General features: G+C 65.5%; 18 protein-coding genes. 7 read left to right on the top strand and 11 right to left on the bottom strand.

Features of this window, described 5'->3' with window-relative positions:
• Positions 1-8: 8 nt before the first annotated feature.
• The 7 genes from U5805_RS25040 to U5805_RS25010 all read right to left on the bottom strand — a co-directional run bounded on the left by U5805_RS25040 (position 9) and on the right by U5805_RS25010 (position 8,477).
• Positions 9-908 (bottom strand): metal-dependent hydrolase, encoded by a 900-nt coding sequence (locus tag U5805_RS25040; RefSeq protein WP_322106198.1) that lies wholly within the window; start codon positions 906-908, stop codon positions 9-11.
• 51 nt (positions 909-959) lie between these two features.
• Positions 960-1,838, bottom strand: a complete 879-nt coding sequence (locus U5805_RS25035) for an SDR family NAD(P)-dependent oxidoreductase (protein WP_322106197.1) — start codon at positions 1,836-1,838, stop codon at positions 960-962.
• A gap of 45 nt (positions 1,839-1,883) precedes the next feature.
• Entirely contained in the window at positions 1,884-3,428 is a 1,545-nt protein-coding gene (locus U5805_RS25030; RefSeq protein WP_322106196.1) for an NAD(P)/FAD-dependent oxidoreductase, read from the bottom strand.
• A 208-nt stretch (positions 3,429-3,636) separates the two neighbouring features.
• Positions 3,637-4,611, bottom strand: coding sequence for a MerR family transcriptional regulator (locus U5805_RS25025; protein ID WP_322106195.1), 975 nt, complete (start codon positions 4,609-4,611; stop codon positions 3,637-3,639).
• 111 nt (positions 4,612-4,722) lie between these two features.
• On the bottom strand, positions 4,723-5,547 hold the full coding sequence (locus U5805_RS25020; protein ID WP_322106194.1) for an OmpW/AlkL family protein: 825 nt from the start codon (positions 5,545-5,547) through the stop codon (positions 4,723-4,725).
• Between the two features lie 155 nt (positions 5,548-5,702).
• Positions 5,703-6,962 (bottom strand): DUF2957 domain-containing protein, encoded by a 1,260-nt coding sequence (locus U5805_RS25015; protein WP_322106193.1) that lies wholly within the window; start codon positions 6,960-6,962, stop codon positions 5,703-5,705.
• Between the two features lie 132 nt (positions 6,963-7,094).
• Complete coding sequence (locus U5805_RS25010) at positions 7,095-8,477, bottom strand: DUF2957 domain-containing protein (protein ID WP_322106192.1); 1,383 nt, start codon at positions 8,475-8,477, stop codon at positions 7,095-7,097.
• A gap of 706 nt (positions 8,478-9,183) precedes the next feature.
• On the opposite strand from U5805_RS25010, the gene U5805_RS25005 reads away from it, so the two are divergent.
• Positions 9,184-10,206, top strand: coding sequence for a hypothetical protein (locus U5805_RS25005; RefSeq protein WP_322106191.1), 1,023 nt, complete (start codon positions 9,184-9,186; stop codon positions 10,204-10,206).
• A gap of 405 nt (positions 10,207-10,611) precedes the next feature.
• Here the strand turns inward: U5805_RS25005 and U5805_RS25000 are convergent, their stop codons facing one another.
• Both U5805_RS25000 and U5805_RS24995 read right to left on the bottom strand, forming a co-directional pair.
• Positions 10,612-12,459, bottom strand: a complete 1,848-nt coding sequence (locus U5805_RS25000) for an ATP-binding cassette domain-containing protein (RefSeq protein WP_322106190.1) — start codon at positions 12,457-12,459, stop codon at positions 10,612-10,614.
• Positions 12,460-12,467: 8 nt separating this feature from the next.
• Entirely contained in the window at positions 12,468-13,361 is an 894-nt protein-coding gene (locus tag U5805_RS24995; RefSeq protein WP_415914662.1) for an extracellular solute-binding protein, read from the bottom strand.
• Between the two features lie 182 nt (positions 13,362-13,543).
• Between U5805_RS24995 and U5805_RS24990 the strand changes: the two genes are divergently transcribed.
• The 3 genes from U5805_RS24990 to U5805_RS24980 all read left to right on the top strand — a co-directional run bounded on the left by U5805_RS24990 (position 13,544) and on the right by U5805_RS24980 (position 15,171).
• A complete protein-coding gene (locus tag U5805_RS24990; protein WP_322106189.1) occupies positions 13,544-13,969 on the top strand; it encodes a TOBE domain-containing protein in 426 nt (141 codons plus the stop codon).
• A 47-nt stretch (positions 13,970-14,016) separates the two neighbouring features.
• Positions 14,017-14,628, top strand: coding sequence for a nitrogen fixation protein NifQ (locus tag U5805_RS24985; RefSeq protein ID WP_322106188.1), 612 nt, complete (start codon positions 14,017-14,019; stop codon positions 14,626-14,628).
• A 210-nt stretch (positions 14,629-14,838) separates the two neighbouring features.
• Positions 14,839-15,171, top strand: coding sequence for a winged helix-turn-helix domain-containing protein (locus tag U5805_RS24980; protein WP_322106238.1), 333 nt, complete (start codon positions 14,839-14,841; stop codon positions 15,169-15,171).
• A 13-nt stretch (positions 15,172-15,184) separates the two neighbouring features.
• Here the strand turns inward: U5805_RS24980 and U5805_RS24975 are convergent, their stop codons facing one another.
• Both U5805_RS24975 and U5805_RS24970 read right to left on the bottom strand, forming a co-directional pair.
• Positions 15,185-16,552: a DUF2325 domain-containing protein gene (locus U5805_RS24975; protein ID WP_322106187.1), complete on the bottom strand. Its 1,368-nt coding sequence runs from the start codon at positions 16,550-16,552 to the stop codon at positions 15,185-15,187.
• 208 nt (positions 16,553-16,760) lie between these two features.
• Positions 16,761-17,357, bottom strand: coding sequence for a hypothetical protein (locus U5805_RS24970; protein ID WP_322106186.1), 597 nt, complete (start codon positions 17,355-17,357; stop codon positions 16,761-16,763).
• A gap of 179 nt (positions 17,358-17,536) precedes the next feature.
• On the opposite strand from U5805_RS24970, the gene U5805_RS24965 reads away from it, so the two are divergent.
• From U5805_RS24965 to U5805_RS24955, 3 genes are all read left to right on the top strand, one after another.
• The gene (locus U5805_RS24965) at positions 17,537-18,793 is read left to right on the top strand and encodes an MFS transporter (RefSeq protein ID WP_322106185.1); all 1,257 of its coding nucleotides are present in this window, start codon (positions 17,537-17,539) and stop codon (positions 18,791-18,793) included.
• A 126-nt stretch (positions 18,794-18,919) separates the two neighbouring features.
• Entirely contained in the window at positions 18,920-19,372 is a 453-nt protein-coding gene (locus U5805_RS24960; RefSeq protein WP_322106184.1) for a zinc-finger-containing protein, read from the top strand.
• Entirely contained in the window at positions 19,335-20,135 is an 801-nt protein-coding gene (locus U5805_RS24955; RefSeq protein WP_322106183.1) for a hypothetical protein, read from the top strand. The genes U5805_RS24960 and U5805_RS24955 overlap by 38 nt, the downstream gene beginning before the upstream one ends.
• Positions 20,136-21,438: the final 1,303 nt, after the last annotated feature.

Here is a 21,438-nt window from a genome sequence, read left to right as displayed (position 1 = left end):
CGCGGCGCTCATACGGCGCGCGGCGTGGCCGCCGCATGCAACGGCACGCGGCGCGGTGCGGCCTGCGCGGCATATTCGGCATTGGTCGCGTCGATCTGTTCGACGAGCGGGTCGATGCGCGCGAGATGACGTCGATTGTCGTGATCCCACGGATGGAAGCCGGGCTTGAAAAAGCGCAGCCATTCGAGCGCGATGCCGGGAAACACGCCATGACGCGGGCCGTAGAGAAATTTCACGAGCTTCCCCATGCCTCGTACCTTGCCGCGGCCGCGCCGATGCGCGCGCAGCAACGCACAGTGATAGTCGAACACGATGAGCCAAAACAGCGCCGTGGTGACGAGCATCGTACCGGTGCGCATCAAATAACGCTTCACGCCAGGCTCGATCACGACATTCCACACGTCGAAGGATACCGATTTATGCTCGGTTTCCTCGAGCGCGTGCCAAAGCCACATCTGCTTGTAGCCGTCCACGGAGCCTTCGATGCGCGGGCTCGATTCGTCGAGCAGCAAGTCGGCGAGCATGGCCGTGTAGTGTTCGAGCGCGACGGTTTGCGCGAGTTGCAGCGAAGGCGGCAAGACCTTGCGTGCGAAGTTGAGGATTGCCCAAAGCCGCTTGTCGAGCTTGTGCGCGGGCAAGCCGGAGGCTTGCAGCAGATCGTTGTATTCGACGTGCTCGCGCGTATGCATGGCTTCCTGGCCGATGAAGCCCATTACCTGGCGCTTGAGTTCTGGGTTCTCGATGCGGTCGCGATAGTGGCGCACCGAGTCCATGAAAAAGCGCTCGCCCGCCGGAAACAGCAGCGAAAGCGCGTTGAAGAAGTGAGTGACCGGCACGCCTTCGACGTGCCAGTCGCAAGCCCGTTCGGGCGGTAACGCGAAGCGGATGTCGCGTCGGATCGGCATCATGATGTTGCTCCCTGTTTTGCGCCTGCGTAGTTCGCCTGCCTGGTTATGCGGTTACGGCGTGGCCGCGCGCGTGGCGCGTTGGCGAGCCTTGGCGGCCTCGCGCCGCGCGCTCATGACGACGAGCGCCTGGTAGGCGGCGGGCAGCGTGCGCGCGAGCCAGTCGGCGGCGCGCGCGTCGCGGCCGATCAGCACGCGCCGGGCGTTGCGCTTTACGCCGTTGAGAATGGCGCGTGCGGCGTCGTCGGCGCTCGTGATGAAAAACTTCTCGAAGTCGTCCTTGCCTTGCTGCTCGCTTTCCACCATGAAGCCGACCATGTTTTGCGCGACGCGGCTAGACTGCGCGATGTTCGTGCGGATACCGCCCGGATGCACGCAGGTTGCCGAAACGCCGCAGCGCATCATGTCGAGTTCCTGGCGCAGCGATTCGGTGAAACCGCGCACGGCGTATTTGGTGGCGTTGTAGCCGCTCATGCCTGGTTGTGCGAACAATCCGAATACGCTGGACGTATTGACGATATGGCCGTCGCGCGCGGCTTTCAGATGCGGCAAGAACGCCTTCGTGCCGTGTACGACGCCCCAGAAGTTGATGTTCACGATCCATTCGAGATCGCTGTACGACATGCCTTCGATCGTGCTGGAAAGCGCCACGCCCGCGTTGTTGAACACAAGATTCACGCCGCCATGCTCGGCGACGGTTTGCGCGGCCCATGCGAACACGGCCTCGCGGTCGCTCACGTCCAGCACGCACGTGCTTACGCGCACCGCGGGCGAAAGCGTGCCGACGATACGTGCCGTTTCTTCGAGCGCGGGCGCATTGCGGTCCGCGAGCGAAAGATGGCAACCGGAGGCGGCGAGCTGGAGCGCGAGCGCGCGGCCCATGCCGGAACCGGCTCCGGTGATGGCGGCAACCTTGTTGTCGAATCGTTTCATGGGGCGGCTCCGTGTGCGTCGGTAGGGTGCGTGCGTAAGCTGCATTCAGGCGGCTTCGGTGGATTGCGCTGCCACTGCGAATGCCGGCTCGGTCTCGCCGGCATGGGGTGCGCGAAACACCTGGTAATCGGCGATGGAAAAGCGCGCGGTGGCACGGCGAAAACGCCAGGTAAAGCCCGGCCACAAGGTCGTGTTCTTGCCGTTTCGCGGGTCGATGTACCAGCTCTTGCATCCGCCCACCGACCAGACCGCACGGCCCAGCTTTTGCTGAATGCGTTCGTTGTAGCGCGCTTCGACCTGCGGGCGCACTTCGATCGAATCGGCCTTGTCGGCTTTCATGGCCGCGAGCGCGCCCAGGACATATTCGATCTGCGACTCGATCATGAATACCATCGAGTTATGGCCCAGGCCGGTATTCGGCCCCACCAGCATGAAAAAGTTAGGATAACCAGGCAGGCTCGTGCCGAGGTAGGCATGCGCGCCGTTGCGCCACGTATCGACGATATCCATGCCGCCGCGCCCGACGATCGTGTCCGGCGCGAAGGGATCGGCCACCTGAAACCCGGTGCCGTAGATCAGGCAATCCACTTCGTGATGCGTGCCGTCGGCGGTGATGACGCCGCTGCGGTCGACGCGTTCGATGGCGTTCGTCTCCACGCGCACGTTGTCGCGCGAGAGCGCCGGGTAGTAGTCGTTCGAAATCAGCACGCGCTTGCAGCCGATCGTGTAGTCGGGCGTGACGGTCTTGCGCAAGGCGGGATCGGCAATTTGACGGCGAATGTGACGCAGCGCCAGCTTCTGCACATGCTTCATCAACCCGGGATGCACCGCGAAGCCGAGCACGCGCGATTCCAGCATCCAGTACAGCCCCGTTCGCGCGAGCTTTTGCGTGAACGGCAGCGTGCGAAACATCCATTGCTCGAACGGCGTAAGCGCGCGATCGGGCTTGGGCATGATCCACGGCGGCGTGCGCTGGAACAGCGTGAGCTTCGCTGCGCGCGGCGCGATTTGCGGCACGAACTGAATCGCACTCGCGCCCGTGCCGATCACGGCCACGCGCTTGCCTTCGAGCGCATACGCATGGTCCCAGTGCTGCGAGTGAAACGCTTTGCCTTCGAAGGTGCCGAGTCCGGCGATGTTCGGCAGCGCGGGCCGCGACAGGCCGCCCATCGCCGAGATCAGCACGCGCGCGCTGAGACGCTTGCCGTTCGCGAAGCGCAGACGCCAGCAGTGCGCGCGCTCGTCCCAGGTCGCGTTCGTGAGTTCGTGGCCAAAATTGAGCCACGGCGAGAGACGGTATGTGTCGACGCAACGATCGAGATAAGCGCGAATCTCGGGCTGCGGCGCGAACATGCGCGTCCAGCGTGCATTGGGCGCGAAGGAGAACGAATAAACATGCGACTGCACATCGCACGCGCAACCGGGGTAATGGTTGTCGCGCCACGTGCCGCCGGGCGAATCGGCCTTCTCGAACACCGCGAAGTCCTCGTTGCCGCTTTGCAGCAACCGGATTGCCATGCCCAGACCGGCAAAACCGGTGCCGATGATGGCGATGCCGACTGAATCCGGTAGGCCGGCAGGTGCGTTCATGCGTGACGTCTCCGTTTAACCATCTTTTACTGTGACATTGATGGATGTAAAGATAGTTCGTGATACGCCATTTCGCAAGCGGCTAGACGAAGCGTTCTAATCGCAAATCGTCTAAGGCGAATAAAGGGGTGCGTATGCCTGAAAGCGGCGTGCGGCGGCGCCTGCGCGCGCAACCTATGCGCGCGCGGAAAGGCGAGGGAGCGAAGAATCAGCGCTTCTTGAGCGTGGTTTTCTTGGCGGGCCGCGCGGTGGCTTTGGCGGTTGGCGCGGTGGCGCGCGCCGGGCTTTTGCGCGGCGCGGATTGAGCGGATTGCGCGGTCGCGCGACTGGGACGTGCGGGACGCGCGGGCGTTGTCGCCGGAGGAGCCGTCGCTGAAGCCGCGGCGTTGGCGCGCGTTCTGAGCGTCTGGTCGAGAATCGTCGCCACGCGGCCGCCTAGGTAATCGCTCGATTGCGCTTCGAGCGCCCGCACGATCTCGTGCTCGACGAACACCGTGGAAAGCGGCCGCAAGCGCCAGATCGCGTCCACGAGGGCGGGCATGTCGGTGGCCGGCGGCAGCGCGCCCTGATCGTAGCGGTCGAGGTGACGCACCACCATCGCCACGAGCACGCGCGCAATGGCGTCGAAATGCGGGCGCGTTTCTTCCAGCACGTCCAGCAGTTCGCGCGCGGGAATGCCTTCGCGCACCGTTGCGGCGGCCGCATCGAGCATGGCGGGATTGCGCGTCACGAACGACAGGCCCTGGCGCTCGAGCAGCCCGAATTCGGCGAGACGCACGAGACTGCTGGGCGCTTGCGGCCCAAACAGCTTGATCAGTTGCGGCAGCGAATATGTCTTGGGCCGCGCGTGCGTCCACGGCCCGCCAATGGCGTTTTCGAGCCCGAGAATCGAACGCAGATCGCCACCGTCGTCGATCGCCTTGATGAGATCCTGAATGTTGGCGAGCGTGTAGCCGCGCGCGAGCAGGTGATTGATGAGCTTGAGCCGCGCGACGTGCGAGTCGTTGTAAATGCCCACGCGCCCGCGTTTCTCGGGCGCCATCAACAGATCGCGGTCCTGGTACGCGCGCACGTTGCGCACCGTCGTGTTCGCCACGCGGGCGAGTTCGTCGACGGTGTATTCGCTCACGGGCGCCGTGTCGTTCACGGCGGCGCCGGCTGCGGATTTGGGCGATTTCGGCATGCAGCGATTCTAGCGCGAGCGGCGGGAAAGGCGCGAGCGCGCGCCTTCGCACGACCGTGCGCTTGCGGGCGCGCCCGCGCGCCGCGTCGTTGCGCGCGGCCACGGCGCGCCTCAGAACCGGTAAGACAGCGCCAGGAACGTGATGAGAGGATCGGCCTTGAGATCGGCCTTGCTCACGCCAAGCTCGCTGCCGTCGGCGGCCTTCACGATCACCGAAGACGTGGTTTTCAGCGGAATGTACGTGAGCGACGCCACGAGGCCGAGATGCGACGTGATGTTGTAGGTCGCGCCGAGGTTGAACACCGGCTGCCACGACGACGACGCCTTCGCGCTGATCTGCGTTTGCCCAGGCTTGCCCGCGCCCGCCGCGAGCACCGCGCCCAGATCGTCCTGCGTGGCCTTCACGAAGTTCGGGTTGAGCTGAATGTCCGAAAACCAGTTATATGACACGCCGATACCCACGAACGGGCGGAACTTCGCGTCGGCGTCGCGGAAATAGTACTGAAAGATCACGGCCGGACTCCACTGCCGCACGCTCTTGACGAGGGGATTGGTCGCCGGATCGCCCAGATCCTGATTGCCGAGCGCGCCCGCGGGGCCGGGCGGGCGAATCGTGCCGCGACCGTAGAGCTTGAAGGTCGGCGGCACGCCCGCCACCGACGTCACGGCGATATGGTCCGTGAAGAAATGGCTGATGACGAGGCCCGCCGTGTCCGCGTTCGACGTGGAAAGCCCCGTGCCGGCCGAAGTAAACGAATTGGGCAGCCGCAGCGGCGTGTTGATCGGCACCGGCGCGACGTGCGTGGTGAGCGGCGTGCTCGAATCCTGCGGCATGACGTGAAACCAGCCCAATGCAACCACGTTGTCGCCGGCGTGCTGTGCGTGCGCGCTCATCGACAGCCCGGCGGCCAGCGCCGCCACTGCTATGCGTCTCATGATGTCCTCCCAGATGCGGGTGTGCCTCGTTCGTGCGCTTCGTTGCGCGCCTTGCTGCCCCGCCGTCACGCTTGCCTTGCCGCGCGACGGCCGGGAGCGGCTCACCTCGTCGCGGACGCCTCGAAAGACGCCGCCACCGTGTTAGTTAGTTATGCTTACTGCACGAATGCGCCGGCGGTGAAGTACGGCGCCGAAGGCGTCGTCATGTCGAGGAAGCCGAACACGCCGCCCGTGAACATCATCTTGCCGGTGGGTGTGCTGCCGGTCGACGCACCGACGTGCGTGGTCGTGACGATGCCGGGCACCGCCTGCGCGAAGTTGAGATCGAGCGCCGTCGCGAGTGCGGCCTGCGAGGCGTTGAACGGATCGAGCAGCGTGGCTTGCGCGCCGGTCAGCGCGAGCGTGCGATAGTCGAACTGACTGTCCACGCTGATGTATTCGCCGTCCTGCGAGCCCTGCGCCACGGCCGTTTGCGGCGCGAGAACGGAAATGCCCGATTCGTCGTCGGCGACCGGACCCGTTGCGCCGCTTTGCGGATCGACGCCGATCGTGGGATACGCCACGCCGGTGCGAATCAGCACGGGCACGAGCTGGTTGCGCAGCTTGCCGACGATCATGAAGCCCTTCGCGGCCGGCTGCGTGGTGACGAGCGTCGGCTTGACCTGCCCCTGGAAGTGATCGGTTTCGAACGCGCCGCTGCCGTCCGCCGACTGCACGAGGTTGGTGCCCGGCTGCTGGCATTTGCCCGCATTCACGCCGGTGTTGTCGCATTCGCTCCACGTGCCGTCGGCGTTGATGGTGATCTTCGCGTCGACGGCGGTTGGCAGGAAGTTCTGCGACGGCACCTGGTGATAGCCGAGCTGATTCCACGTGCCCGCCACGTTCGCGATGTTCGTTTCGATCGACGAGAAGCCGATGAATGGGTAGTACGGGAACTTGGTGTCGGGCACCACGCCGATGCCGCCCGAGCCCGCGAACTGGATTTCCGCGCCGGGAATCGTGCCGCCCGCCACGCCTTCGCCGATGAACACGCGCGCCGGCCGCGCCGGATCGAGGCTCGCGCCGTTGAGCTGGAACGCGCACTGATTGAGCTTGGCAGTGGGCAGCCCGGTTTCCTGCGTGAGCGTGCCGCTGGCCACCTGTCCTTTGCGCGTGGGCGTGACCGTGCCCGTGGTTTGCGGAATCGGCGATTCGACGTAGGTGATCTGCCACGTCTTCTTCGCGGTGTCGAGTTGCAATTTCACGAGTTCGCCGTCGCCGCCGCCGCCGGTGTACACGGTGTTGTAATCGAGCGAGGTGGGGCACAGCGCGGTTTCGACGAGCGGCGGGCTGCTGCCGCCTCCGCCGCCGCATGCGCTCAATGCGCCGGCCGTTGCAACGGCGACCGAGAGCGCCGCAAAAAGCTTCCATTTCATACCGCGTCTCCAGAGTATTGTTGTGAGCAGGCGCGCGCGAGCAGCGCGGCCCGCGCGACCTTCACGGTTTTGATTCGTAGTGCGAAATACTGGCGATCGCGACGCGCTGAGGCGTCGCGACCGCGGTTTGCGTCACTGAGGCTGGATCAGCGCTTCAACACCGAAGTACGGCTGGTTGGGCGTGGCGCTGTTGGCCGAGGTGGAGACCACGCCGCCGTTTTCCTCGCCGTTGATGAAGATGCCGTAGAGGCCGCCCACGGCGATCACGTTGCCCGCATTGCCCTGCGCGTCGGTCACGCCGATCAGGCCCGGATGCGTTTGCGTGTAATCGAGCGAGAACTGGCTCTGCGTGACCATCGTCGACGGCTTGAGGAAGCCGCCTTGCTGGCCGTTGATGAGCGTGGCCGTGTAGTTGAAATTGGAATCGGCGCCGATGTAGCTGCCGTCGAACGCGCCCGAAGCCAGCTTCGTGGCGGGGGCGAGCAGCGCGATGCCCGATTCGTCGTCCACGGCGAGCGACGTCAGGTTCTCGTTCACGTAGCCCGTGCGCACGACCACCGGCACCGTCGCGCCGTTGAGCTTGCCGATGATGAGATGCGCTTTGCCCGCGCTGCGGTTGGCCAGCGCGCCGGCGAGGAACGGCGTGGGCGTTTCGATATGCGGAGCGCTCGCGGAGTCGAAGTAGTTGCCGCTCGCGCTTGCGGTCCAGGGGTTCGCGGCCGTGGCGCAACTCGTGTTGGTCGCGCCGCTCGGTACGCTGCAATTGCCGCTTGCGTCGTACTGTTCCTGCGTGACGGTGGCGGCGGGCGCGAAGCTGCTCGTGGGCAGAATGTGATACGAGAGCGCGTTATAAGAGCCCTGCAAATCCGCGATATTCGTGCTGACCGACGAAAAGCCGATGAACGGATAAAAGTCGAACGTGCGCGCCTGGCGGCCGCTGAAGAACAAGTTGGCGGTGGGGTCGCCGTCGATGTTCACCGTTGCGCCCGGAATGCCGCCGCCCGCCACGCCGAAGCCCACATACACCGTGGGCGGATTGTTGGCGTTGTACGCGGTGGTGTACGTGCTGCCGTTGATCGTGCCCGTGCCGGCCTGAAGCTGGAACGCACACGCAAGTTGCGCGGCGGTGGGCAGCGCGCCCGTGGGCGGGTGCTGCACCGCGCCTGTGATCGTTAGCCCGGCACGCGTGTTCTGCACGGAGCTTGCGGCCACCGGGATCGGCGACGTGAGGAACGTGAGCGAGTACGTCATGGCCGTGGGGTCGATCTTGAGGCTCACGACTTCGCCGCTGCCCGCGCCGCCAAGATACGTGTTGGCGGCGATATCCGCAGCCGATGGGCATAGCGCGGTGGCGGCGGTAGCGCTGGGAGGCGGACCTTGATTCGCGCACGTGGAACCCGAGCATTGCGCGGGATTGATCGGCGCCGGGTCACTGGCGTTGCCGCCGCCACATGCAACCAGCAAGGGGGTCGCCGCGGCGGCCAGCACCATACTGCGGACAATGCTCTCCAACATGTGTCTGCCTCTCTATGTCTTAATTATGCGCAGAAGATTGGATCATGACATCAGCCGCTGTCAATTGAACGAACCGTCTAAAAACGCGCGGTTTTGTGTTGTTTGCTTGTGCCTTCACGCTTAGCGGGAACGGGAGACGGGTTTATCCCGATGTGCCGCACGGCGAACGCGCGAAGCCTGTGCAAGCAACGTGCCCGAAATGCAAGGCTTCAGTCCGTGTCGTAATCGTTGCGTAGGAAACGATCTTTCGATGCCGCGTTCGGACCGCAATTGATTGGGAATGCGAACTAAATTTCGATGATTTTCGGATGCAACGACTTCGCCGGCAAGGTGAGGGAATTCAGGAGCGTTTTTGCGGAAAACGCAGGAAAGGTGAGCCTTTGCGGGGAGCGCATGGCACGCAAGGCGATGGACGCCTGCGCGAGCCCGACGTAATTCCGTCGACACGAGAAAAGCGCCTTTTATGAAATGAAAGGTGAGGGCTTGCGGGATACTGCTACGCGTTGCGGCGTGATCAAAAATAAAAATCCTCTGCACTGTTACCCAGCTTCATGTTACGTGTGGACCCAATCCCTCGCGCGTTACGTAACAAAAAGGTGAGGGTTTCCGGGAACACGTAACGCGCGAGCGTATTGCTGCGTTGCCGCACGTTTGGCGATATAGTCGATTGACGCGTCTTTGTCGCCCATTCGCGATGGAGTTTCCAATGAGTCTTTTCGACAAGCTGTGGCCGCGCGCTCGCACGCAGCACGCCCCCGAATCGCCGCAATTGCAAGCCTTGATCGGCAGGCTGCTCGTGCTCAGCCCCACGCTCAATCTCGTGCCGCAATGGCGCGAGCGGCTTGCGCCCGCGCTCGAACGCTCGATCGAGTACGTGAGCGGCATCGTGAACGGCTTGCCCGCCGCGCGCGAGGCGAGTGCGGCCACATGGATGACCGACCCCTACGTTCACGCGTTTTTTGCCGCGCCGGAAGAAGTCGCTCACATCATGAGCCGCTCGCCGGAATTGCACGCCTGGTTCGACGCGCACCCGCTCGCGCGCGAAGCATACACGGTGCTCGGCATGGCGATGGTCGAGCGGCGCGGCTTCGGGGTGGCGCAACACGGCGATCAGGTGCATACCGACGTGGCGCAAACCACGCTGAGTTTCGACGATCATCAGGTGCGCGTATGCGGCGAAAGCGAAGCCGATTTGCGCAATCAGATCGTGCAACGCGTGGTCGAGCAAATCGCGCTCGAAGCGCTCGCGCAGATCAGCGCCGACGAATCGCGTCGCGATGCACTGGAACAGGAGCGCGCGCTGCTGCGCACGCGCCGCCAGTTGCTCACGCGTCGCGGCGCGGGCACGCACACGATGCTGGGCGCGGAGTCGAATGCGAACGTGGCCGAAGTCGCGCGCGTGGACGCGGAGATCGCCGAAAATGAACGCGAACTCGCGGCGCTCGGCCTCAAGAGCGAGGCGCTCGAACATGAACTCGACGTGATCTGCAACGTGCTGTCGAATTCCGCGCAACATGCGAACGTGGAGATGCGCCGGGTCTTTCTGACACCGATGAACGTCGTGATCGAAGACGGCGCGGCGCGTGGCGGCACGCCGCTGGTTTTTCCGCTTGCGCATTTGCCTGCTAGCCCGCAGGGCAAGCGCGCGTTCTCGCTCGTGCGCTTCGCGCGCGCCGACCTGCAACCGCTGCCGCGCTTGTTCGACGAGCACAGCCGTATCGTTATTTGAGCCCGCGAAAGCGCGAAAGCGTAAAGGTGAGGGAATTCGGGAGCAAGCGTCGGGAGTGCGAACGGTTCGTGCGCAAACCGCCTGCGCCTCACCGCAAATGAGAGAGCGGCTCGCTGTTTCGTAATCCCAGGTACGTGAAAAGCGCTACATGCGCGCTAAAACATTTTCCTGGGATTCCCAGGTTTATTCGATGCGATTCATTTCCCGCGTACGCTGCTTGCCTCAAGCATCGCCTCGCGCGCGTGAACTCGACCTTAAGGTGAGCCTTTTCGGGAACGCACAGTCTGCGCGTAAAAAAGGCAGGCAACAAGCGAACGAAGAACGCAAAAAGCCCTTGAAAAAGCGGTCCTTTAGAAGCGCCTCAATCCAGCTTGTCCGAGCCGCTATCGCCAAAGGTGAGCTTTTTCAGGACTCAACTAGAGGCCATGCCGAAACGCCGCTCGCGTCGATTTCGAAGCGCAACGCGTCGCCGGGTTTGGCGGCCGGCCAGTCGTCGGCGGCAATGTCGAACGTTTCGCCTTCGAGTTCGATCGACACGTAACGGTCGCCGTGACGCAGCGACGTGCCGCCGATGCGCGCATGCCAATGCCCGGCAGGCGCTGCCACGAGCGCGCGCGGCTGCACGCGCCACATCACGCGCGCGCCGGCGGCGAGTCCCGCCTGCGTACACGGCAGATGCAAACCGCCGTGCGTTTCGATCGTGCCGCTGGCGGTCACGGTGCCTTCGCCCACGTTGTGCAGGCCGAGCAATTCGGCCACGCGCGAGGTGGCGGGGCGCTGGAATACTTCGTCGATTGCGCCCGCCTGGAGCGCGCGGCCATGCTCGATCACGAGGACTTCGTCGGCGAGCAATGCGGCTTCGTCGGGATCGTGCGTGACGATCACCGTCACCGCGCCGATCTCGCGTTGCAACGTGCGCAGCGACTGCTGCAAACGGCGGCGGCGCGGCGTGTCGAGTGCGGCGAACGGCTCGTCGAACAGCAGCAACTGCGTGTGGCGCGTGAGCGCGCGAGCGAGCGCGACGCGCTGGCGCTGGCCGAACGAAAGCTGACGCGGCAAGCGCTGCGTGAGCGCGTCGAGACCGAGATGCGCGAGCCAGTAACGCGCGCTCGCGGCGTCGGCGTCGACGGGAAACGCCAGTTGCTGCGCGACCGTCATGTGCGGAAAAAGACCGTAGTCCTGCGGCATATACCCGATCTGACGCCGCTCGGGCGGCAGCGCGCCAAGGTCGGTCGTGCCGAGCGTGACCGGGCCGGCTTCGTTGGGTTCGAGCCCCGCGACGATGCGCAACACCAGCGACTTGCCCGAGCCGGAAGGCCCGATGATCGCGAGGCGGCGCGTTTGCGGCTGCCAGGCGACGTCGAGCGTGAACGCGCCCAGATGCCGCCGCGCCGCGAAAGCGAGCCGCAAGCCGGCGGTTTCGGCAACGGCGGCGGCGGGCGTGAGCGCGGCGAGTTCGTCGCCGTTGTCCTGGCTCACGGCTTGCGAAGCGCGCGCGCCGCGGCGATACACCGAGAGCGCCGCGCAGAGGATGGCGATGGCGAGCGTGGGCAGCAGCAACGGCATCATCGCGGGCAAGCCTTGTCCGCCGAACACGACATACGTGTACACGGGCAGTGAATACGGGTGATACGCGACCATCACCGTCGCGCCGAATTCGCCGAACGCGCGCAGCCAGGCGAGCGCGAGTCCCGCGCGAATGGCGGGCCACGCGATAGGCAAGGTGACGCGGAAAAAGCGGCTTGCGGCGTGATGACCGAGCGTGGCGGCCACGTCGTCGTAGACGGGATCGACGGCCGTGAACGCCGAGCGCGCCGCGACGATCAGAAAGGGCGCGGCCACGAAGGTTTCGGCGAGCACGACGCCCGTGAAAGAATCGGTGAGCGCGCCGTCGAATAGCTGGCCGATGCCGCTATACGGACCGACCAGAAACAGCAGCAGCACGCCGCTCGTGAGCGGCGGCAACGCGAGCGGCAATTGCACGACGAAGCCGAGCAGCGCGACCGCGCGCGACCGCGAGCGCGCGAGCCAGTAACCGAGCGGCACGCCGCCCGCAAGAATGACGACGGCGGCAACGCTCGCGCTGGCCGCCGAAACACCGACCGCCGACCAGGTTTGATGCCAGTCGACGCCAGCCCAGTCGGCCTGACCGATTTGCGGAATGCCGGCGAGAAACGGCGCGCACAGATACAACGCGAGCAGCGCGCCGAGCCACCAGAGCGGCCTGGCGGCGCGCTGCGCGGGTTGCTTCATGGTTGCGCTTACTGCTGTGCCGCGTCGATCACGGCTTGCACCGAAGGCGGAATGGCCGAGGCCTGGCCGCTTACGCTGGGCTTCGTCACGTCCACGCCGTGTTGCGCGAGCAGCTTGCGGCCTTCGGCGGAAAGCAGGAAGTTCACGAAGCGCGCGGCGCCGGCGCTGTTGGGCGCGTCGTTGAGGATCGTCAGCGTGTAGTTGGCCTTGATCTTCAATTCGGGCGCGGGGTGAATCGCCGGAATTTTCAGGTCCGAGGTTTCGGTGGAATAGAAGAAGCCCGCGTCGAGCTGGCCCGACTGCAAGCGACCCACCAGCGTTTCCTCCGGCAGCACCTGCTCGGGATTTTCAGGCGCGCCGAGCGTTTTCTGGACCAGATCCGGCTGGTTGTACGCCTGCGCGGCTTTGGTCATCAGTTCGACCGTGAATGCGCCCTTCGGATCGAGCTTCGGGTCGGTGCGGCCAAGGCGAATGCCCGGCTCCTGCAACACCTGATCCCACTTCTTCGTCTTGAAGTCGTTCGCGAAACGGCTCTTGGGGTTGTAGCCGATCAGGAGCGGGGATTCGGCGAAATTGACGTACCACGAAACGTGATTGCCGTTGGCTTCGCCCATGAGGCTCGAATTGACCTTCGGGCTCGCGCTGATGAACACGTCGCCGCGGCGCAGCTTGCCTTTCACTTCGTTGGCGATCTTGTTCGAGCCGGCCGCGTAGCCCTTGAAATGCAGACCCGTTTCCTTCTCGAACGCGGGGCCGACGCTTTTTTCCATGAGATTCACGAGCGAACCCGCGTAGAGCACGTCGACGTCGTTTTCGTCGGCGAACGCGTTGGCGCTCACGCCGCTCATACCGATGACACCGGTCATCACGACGACTGAGGCAAGCAGCTTACGGATAAACATGTTCGATACCCCGTACCGTTATAAAGGCCCATATATTACGATGGACTGCGGCATTCATGTACTCATCCGAATGGCCAATTTTCGGCGGCCCGGCTGTGCGCGTCCCGCTCGCGCGGCTAAACTGGGGCTCCATTCACGAACGACGCCGGCGTGTCACATGCCGGTCACTTGCGGAGATCCTCATGCGCACCAGCGCCCGTAATCATTTCTCCGGCCAGATCAGCGCGATCAAGGCCGGCGCGGTCAACGACGAAGTCGCGCTCAGCGTGGAAGGCGGCCTGGAGATCGTCGCCATCATCACGCACGGCAGCGCCGCGTCGCTCGGCCTCGCGGCGGGCAAGCCCGCTTTCGCGCTCGTAAAGGCTTCGTCGGTGATCCTCATGGTCGGCGGCGACGCGAGCAAGGTGTCCACGCGCAACGTGATCGAAGGCACGGTTTCCTCCGTAACCAAAGGCGCGGTGAACGCGGAAGTCGTGCTGGCGGCGCCGGGCGGCGCGCAAATCGCGGCCATCGTGACCAACGACAGCGTGGACCGGCTCGGCCTCGCGGCGGGCACGGCGGCGGCGGCGCTGTTCAAGGCGTCGAGCGTGATCGTCGGCGTGGAATAAGCGCGGCGGTTTGATTCACGCCGCTCATCTATTGCTATTGGCGCGCGATGAACCCCGAATCCACCGATCTCCCGGCGCTCGCGGCGGCGCGTTGCGACGCGCTGACCGGCGCGCCGTTGCCCGCTCGAAGCGCCGACGCGTGGCTGTTCGCGCGGCTCGTGGCGGCGCGCGAAGTGCGCGGCGAACTGGCGCTGCTCGGCGTCTCGCGCGCGCAACTCGAAGCGCTCGCGGCGCGGCATTTCGTGAGCGCGATACACGTTGATTCCCTGCGCGACGCGATGATCGGCATCGTCGACATGAGCGAGGGCGCATCGCACGCGGCCTTCGCCTCGGCCATGCGCGAGTTTTTGCTCGCGCTCGCCGCGCCGCAAGTCAATACCGACGACGCATGCTGTCTGGCCGCGATCGTCGCGCAGGCGTGCTTGCGTCCCGATCATTTGTGGCGCGACCTGGGCCTGCGCGGTCGCGACGACGTCACGCGCATGCTCGAGCGCTTCTTTCCCGCGATCGTCGCGCGCAACGTGGAAGGACTGCGCTGGAAAAAGCTGCTCGCGCGCGAGCTGGCCAGGGCGCGCGGCGAAGCGCCCGGTCCCGCTCCAGGATGCCCCGGCTGCGAGGACTTCGGCTTCTGTTTTCCGCGCACGGAACCGCCGCGCTAGCGCTGTCCCGGCCGCCGTCCGGGCCGGCCACGTTAGCCGTTTATAGCCGTTTGGCCAGGGTGTGGCGCGCCGCACCCATCGTGTATGCTTTCGCGCATGACAAAACCCACTCAAGACTCCACGCCAGCGGGCGCGCCTGTTCAGGAGACGGCGGGCGCCGCCCGCGCGAAAGGCGCCGCCGCCAGGGGCGAGCCGCAGGTGCGCTTTCGCATGCGCATCACGCAAGACGATACGATCGCGCTCGGGCCGGGCAAGGTGTCGCTGCTCGAAGCGGTGCGCGAACACGGGTCGATTTCGGCGGCGGCGCGCAGCATGAATATGTCGTACCGGCGTGCGTGGCTATTGATGGACGAACTCAATCGCGCGCTGGCTTCGCCGGCCACGGTCTCCGAGCATGGCGGCCAAAGCGGCGGCGGCAGCATGCTCACGCCCGTGGGCGAGGAAATCATTCGCCTGTACCGCAACATCGAGGCGCAAGCCGCCGCGGTATGCGCAACGGAAATCGAAGCGCTCACGAAACTCATCAAGCGCCCGGCCGAATGAGCCGAGTGCGCGCTTATCCGTGCCGCAGGCAGAAGCGCGAAAGCGGCACGGCGCTCAAAGCCGGCACGTCGTTCGCCGCGCCCGTTTCGCTGGCCTGACCGGCGTAGAGCCGCATCATCAGTTCGACGAAGCTGGCGAGGCTCGCAGTGCGCAGCGGGTGATACGTCACCTGATGCCGTTCGCACACGCGCTTGAGCATGTTCATCGAATCGTGGTCGATGCAGTCCACGGGAAACACGGCGAGATCGGCATTGGCGAGCGCGGCCGCGAGCAGCCCTTTGCGGTCTTCCAGGCCGCCGTCGTGTATCGTCAATTCGCCGCCGGCCGCGGACACCCAGCGCCGCAGCGCGTGATTCGAGCCGGGCCGTCCGCCCACGTACACGATGCGGCGGTCCTTGAGCGCGTCTTGCGCGAGCGAACGCTGACCTGCCGCGTCGCCCTCGCTGTGCGCGGCCTGTTCCATCGCGTGCGCCTCGGCGCGCAGCGCGTCGATGAGCGCGTGCGCTTCGTCGAGTTGCGCGCGCAACGTTTTGAGCGCCTCGGCGTCGGCGTTGGCGCGCTGCTCGGCGGCTTCGCGGCGGCTCGTTTGCAGCGCCACCCGCGCGTCGCGCGCCGCCAGCGCTTCCTGAAGCGCGTCGATCTGCGCCTGCGCGGGCGTTGCCGCGCGGGCTTGCTGCTGCGCGGCGTGGCGCGCCGTCTGCGCTTCGAGTGCTTCGAGTGCTTCGCGGGCGGCGTCGCGCTCGCGGCTCATCTCGTGCAGGCGGGTTTGCTGGCGCTCGATTTTGGTCTGCAACCCGGCGTTTTCCTTCTCGAGCGCCACGAGGCGCCGCAAGTCCGCGCGATTGGCCGCGCCCACGAGATGCGAAAGCATATGCAGCTCGCCGAACGCGGATTGGCGCACTTCCATCGTCGTGGCGGGATGCGTCATCAGCGCCCAGTAAGCGGGCGGAATGTCGCCGTTGGCGAGCGCTTCGTTCCAGAGCGCGAGCACGGCTTCTGCATCGCGCGCGGAGGAAAAGCGGCGCACCGCGCCCGCGTAACGCGCGTCCAGCGCCTTTTGCAGCGCCTTGCCGCCCGCGCCGCCTTCGATCGCGAGTTCCACGGCGGCGTGGTGAATGTCGAGATCGCTGGCGCGCTGACCGTCGAGCGCAGTGAATTTCGGCACGAGCTTGCGCAGTTCGTGCGTGCTCAGGCAGGTGCCGATGATCGAGCAGTGCAAATGGGCGTCGAGTTCGACGAGGCGCGTTCGCTGACGCGAGGCGCGCGCGATTTCGGCCTGCGAAGGACCGCAGCAGCCGGCGGGCGCGAAGGCGCGCAGATGGGCTTCGTTCGGCGACGCGTCGGTGGGCGTGCGGGCGAGTCGAAACGGCGGTGCGTGCATGATGACCTCTGATCCGTTGCGGAACGCAAAGCGTCGATGCGCGTGGAGCGGCTTCGGCGCTGGCGTTTGCCTGATGCCGCGCAGGGCCGCGAGCCGACGGCTCATCGCAATATACCACGGAATATAACGCCGATTCGGTGGCGGAATGTCGCGAAGCGACCGAACCGCGAAAATCCAAAAATGGGCAAAAATCGCCAAAAAAGCGCGCTTAAACGGTCGGTTCCCGTATGCGCAAGGCGGTGTCCGCGCGAGTAGGGCGTTGTGTTTCACGCGTAGAAGCGCGGGTTTCCTCGGCCGCGCCGGCGCGCGCGGCGTGCTGCTCGAGCACATGCCCGACGCCCAGGCCGACGAAAACCGCATCGAGCCGCTCCAGCTCGCCGACAGTGCGCCGCAGCGCGTCGGTATCGAGGCAAAACGCGTCGCCGAACAACGCATCGCGCGTTTTGTCGAGTCGGCGCGCGTCGCGAATCGCACGCTTGAGTTCGCGCTGACGCGCGAAACGCGCGGCATCGGCACGTTTCGACAGCGCCAGCAGCAGCGGTTGCAGCGAAGCGGCCGGCTGCGCCGTCGTGGCTTCGCCTTGCGCGAGCATGCGTTCGAAGCGCTCGACGCTATTGCGCAAGCGCCGGAACGCGTCGATCACGTCGCGAATCAGCCCTGCCCGCTCGTAATCGCGTTCGTGCCCCGAAAGCGGACGCAACGTGCTGATCGTGGCCGCGAGGCCGTCCGCCCCGCTCGTCGCTTGCGTCGAAGCAGCGCCCGCAGGGCACCGGCTTCCTGCCCATTCCCATCTTTCCTGGCTCATGCCGATTTGTTCCCGCAATTCGTTATATTCCATAGGATATAACGAACGGACCGGTTCGGGTTGTCGGGCGAGCCGTGCGCGTGTTCGAAAAGCTGACAGGTCTGTGGCGCTGTGTCGCATGCACTAAAATTGTCGGCCTTGCGTATCGCGCGCCCGTTTTCACGCCCTTTCGGCCGTTCATGACCACTTCCGCCCCCGACGCTCCGCCCAACCTCGTGCGCAACCGCGGCTTCCAGCGTTTCTACGGCACGCGCGTGCTGTCGTCGCTGGCGTTTCAGATGCTGGCCGTCGCGATGGGGTGGCACATCTACGCGCTCACGCACAGCGCGTTCGCGCTCGGTCTGGTCGGCCTCGCGCAGTTTCTGCCGATGTTTCTGCTGACGCTGGTCGTCGGCCATGTGGCGGATCGGTATGACCGGCGGCGCATTGCGTCGACGTGTCAGGTCGTCGAATGCGCGGCGGCGCTCATGTTCGCGGCGGGCACGGTGGGCGGCTGGCTGAGCGCGCCGATCATTTATGCGCTCGCGTCGTGCGTGGGCGCGGCGCGAGCGTTCGAGTCTCCGGCGGTTTCGTCGCTGTTGCCGGGCGTGGTGCCGCGTCCGCAACTGCCGAACGCCACGGCGTGGTCGACCTCGGCGAATCAGACGGCGAACATCGTCGGGCCGGCGTTCGGCGGCTTGCTGTACGGGCTCGGGCCGTCGCACGCGTTCATCGCCTGCACGGTGGCGTTCGCGCTGGCGGCCGTGCTTTCCGGCACGATTCCGCTGCGCGCCAAGCCGCCTTCGCGCGCGCCGGTCACGCTCGAATCGGTGTTTTCGGGGATCGCGTTCATTCGCTCGCAGCCCGTGATTCTGGGCGCGCTTTCGCTCGATCTGTTCGCCGTGCTGTTCGGCGGGGCGACGGCGCTGCTGCCCGTGTTCGCGCGCGACATCCTGCACGCGGGCCCGATCGCGCTCGGGTTGTTGCGCTCGGCGTCGGCGGCGGGCGCGCTGGCGGGCTCGATCTGGCTTGCGCACTTTCCGTTGCGCCGCCGCCCCGGCATGGCGATGTTCGGCGGCGTGATCGTGTTCGGTTTTGCGACCATCGCGTTCGGGCTTTCGCACCATATCGGCGTGTCGCTGGTCGCGCTCGCGATGCTCGGCGCGTCCGACGTCGTGAGCGTGGTCGTGCGCACGTCGCTCGTGCAGTTGCGCACGCCCGACGAAAAGCTGGGCCGTGTGAGCGCCGTGAATTCGCTATTCATCGGCACTTCGAATCAATTGGGCGAATTCGAGTCGGGGCTGACGGCCGGCTGGTGGGGCGCGCAGCGCGCCGTGCTGGTGGGCGGCGTGGCGACGATCTGCGTCGCGCTGCTGTGGATGCGGCTCTTTCCCGCGCTGCGCGATACGCGCACGCTCGAACGCGAGGAAACGCGCGCGACGGCGGGCGCAGGTTAGGGCGCGCCGCGCGCGACCGCGCGCAACGAACCGCCGCACGCCGATCGTCGATAATGGCGGCTTGCCGTCACTCTTCGCCATGTTCTTCGCCATGTCATCGACGAATCACGTCCAAAGGAGCGCCGCATGCGTGTAGGCCGGCCGGTCAAGGCGCTGCCGCAGCCGCTATGCGATTACTGCGGCGCGAAAGCGCTGCTCACGCGTTTCGGCGACGAAACCTATCCGTATCGCGACGATCACGGCCCGCTCTGGGTTTGCACGCCGTGCGAGGCGTGGATCGGCGTGCCCGCGCGCAGCACGCGCAATGTGCCGCTCGGCCGGCTTGCCAACGCCGGATTGCGCGAGGCCAAAAGCCGTCTGCACGATGCGCTGGAGCCGCTTGTCGCCGCAAAAATGCGCCGCGACAACGTGAACGCGTTCGAGGCGCGCGGCAAGGCGATTCGCTGGCTCGCGGGCGAATTGGGTTTCGATCTGCCCAATCCGTCGATCCATTTGCTGACGCTCGACCAATGCGAGCAGGCGATTCGCCATATCGACGCATTTGTCGCCGCCCGGCGCGGGGAAAGCGAGCCGCGCTGACGTCGGCGTCCGGCGTTTCGGCGGGCGGGGAATCGGCGAACTGGCGAACTGGCGAATCGGCGAATCGGCGAACCGGCGAACCGGCGAACCGGCGAATCGGCGAACCGGCGAACCGGCGAACCGGCGAACCGGCGAACTGGCGAGCCGATACCGCCGCACCGACACCCGTCGCACCGCCGCCCCCATGCGCGCCGCATCCCTGTCACCGATAGTTACATTCGTCCGAAGTTTCCCGCTTAACCTTCGGCGCGTCGTGCCGTTATTGCACGGAACAGATTCTTACGCGCCCGACCTCATGGCCAAGCCGATTCCTTTCCCGCAACGCGCGCAGGCGCGCGGCCGCCGCAGCAAAACCCTGTTGCTGCCGATGCTGCACGTCGCCGCCAACGAGCTCGCGCTGCAAGTGCATCTCGCGCTCGCGGCCGTTCGACCCGACGGCACGGGGGGCAGCGCCGACGACGCCCGCGCGCTGCTGCACGCGCACGTCCTCGCGCAATCCATTGCGGACGCCGGCTATGGCCGGTTGGAAGCCGAGCAGATCCAGGCCGCCGACGCCGCCCTGCTCGAATGCTTCAGCCGAGGCAATGCGGGCGGCGGGTGGCGGCTGGAGGCCGCGGCGTTCACGGCGCTCGCGCAAATCATTTCGGTCTACGACGCGCAGTTGCAAAGCGCGCCGATGTGGGTGCTCGCCGAGGCGAGCGATCGGCTGGAGCGAATGAGCGCGGGTGAATTCGGCCAGCAGCGCGTGTGCAAGCGCGCCTGAACGCAACGCAGCGCAACGCAACGCAACGCAAATGCAAACGCCAAAGCGCAGGAGCGGGCACGGCGATTGCAAACGTCACGCAATCGGCGCGGCTACTTTCGCTGAGATGTCGATGGCCGTTGTCGTCAACGCAGCGCGAAATACCGCGTTAAAAGTCGCGAAGAACACGCATGTCGACAAAAACCACGCCCCGAATCGCGTCCTGTACTTTCTATTGAATTGCAAGTGAAAGGGCGTTGAAGGTTTGCCGGGAAAGCCGGCCAGTCGGCGCTGTGGCGGCATTGGCACGAGATTTGACGCCAGGCGCGAATCGTGTTGACTTAGGACAGTCGGCGTGACTAAAATTCGCCGGTCTTAACAAAAGGGGCTGACGCCTTGGACAGTAGCAGTAGTCGATCTTCGAACAGTTTCGCTGCCTGACCGGCAGGACGTCCGCGCTCCCTTTCTCTCAGCCGCCGTCTTGCCAGCCAGGCAGATGGTGCGCGCCCAGCAGTCAATCCTCGTGCACTCAAATTAGCGTCGACCGACGTCGCAGCGCCAGTCCGCATCTCGGGCTTTCTGGTGCAGCGCGCGGCCGATATCGCGCCGTGGGCCGCCGTTTGTCGCGCCTTCGCGGCACGGTCCGATCGTTGTGCCGCGTCTCCGTTCCGGTTTCGCGCGCGCCGGCCGGATCGACACATGCGTCGCGCTGCGCCGCTTCGCTCCGAATGAGCGAGCCGCGCGAAGCGCTCCGCCGTGACGATAAGGAGGAGTTCCGTGTCTGACAGTGACAGTTATCCGTTATGCCGCTTCCTTTCGACTTTAAACGGGGAAAGCGGGCAGACGTGAGCCGTGGCGCGCCGCCTATAAGCTGAAAGCGCGCCGCCGGGTCTGCTGGCTTTCCTCCCAATGCGTCGCTTTCGACGCGTGGAGATCAGCATGAACTTCGGCCTTCTTCTGCCGCGCCTGCCGCAAACGCAGCACTCCCTCCATCCCGATGTGATCGGCGCGCGTGACCGCACGCCCGCGCCGACGATGCCCAACCGCGAAACTTCGCGACTCGCTGCGCGCTGGCGAGACGTGCGAGCGCGCGTGTTCCGCGTCTGAAGCTGCATCGACTCAACCCGATCCCCGCGCGCCCGCTCCGCTTTCGAGCAGACCGTGCGCGCCGCGCGAGGGCTTCGCGCAACCATTCATCGCCGGTGCTTTACATGAAACAGTTCAACCGCAATTTGCGAACGATCCGACGCGCAGCGCGCATTCGCGTCGTTCCGTTCGCCGCCGTTTTGCTCATCGCCACGGGAGGCCGCTAATGGAGTTCAGA

The sequence above is a fragment of the Paraburkholderia sp. J41 genome, assembly GCF_905220235.1.
GTDB lineage: Bacteria > Pseudomonadota > Gammaproteobacteria > Burkholderiales > Burkholderiaceae > Paraburkholderia.
The sequence above is the reverse complement of the archived record's forward strand: the minus strand, read 5'-3'. Positions and strand labels throughout refer to the sequence as shown.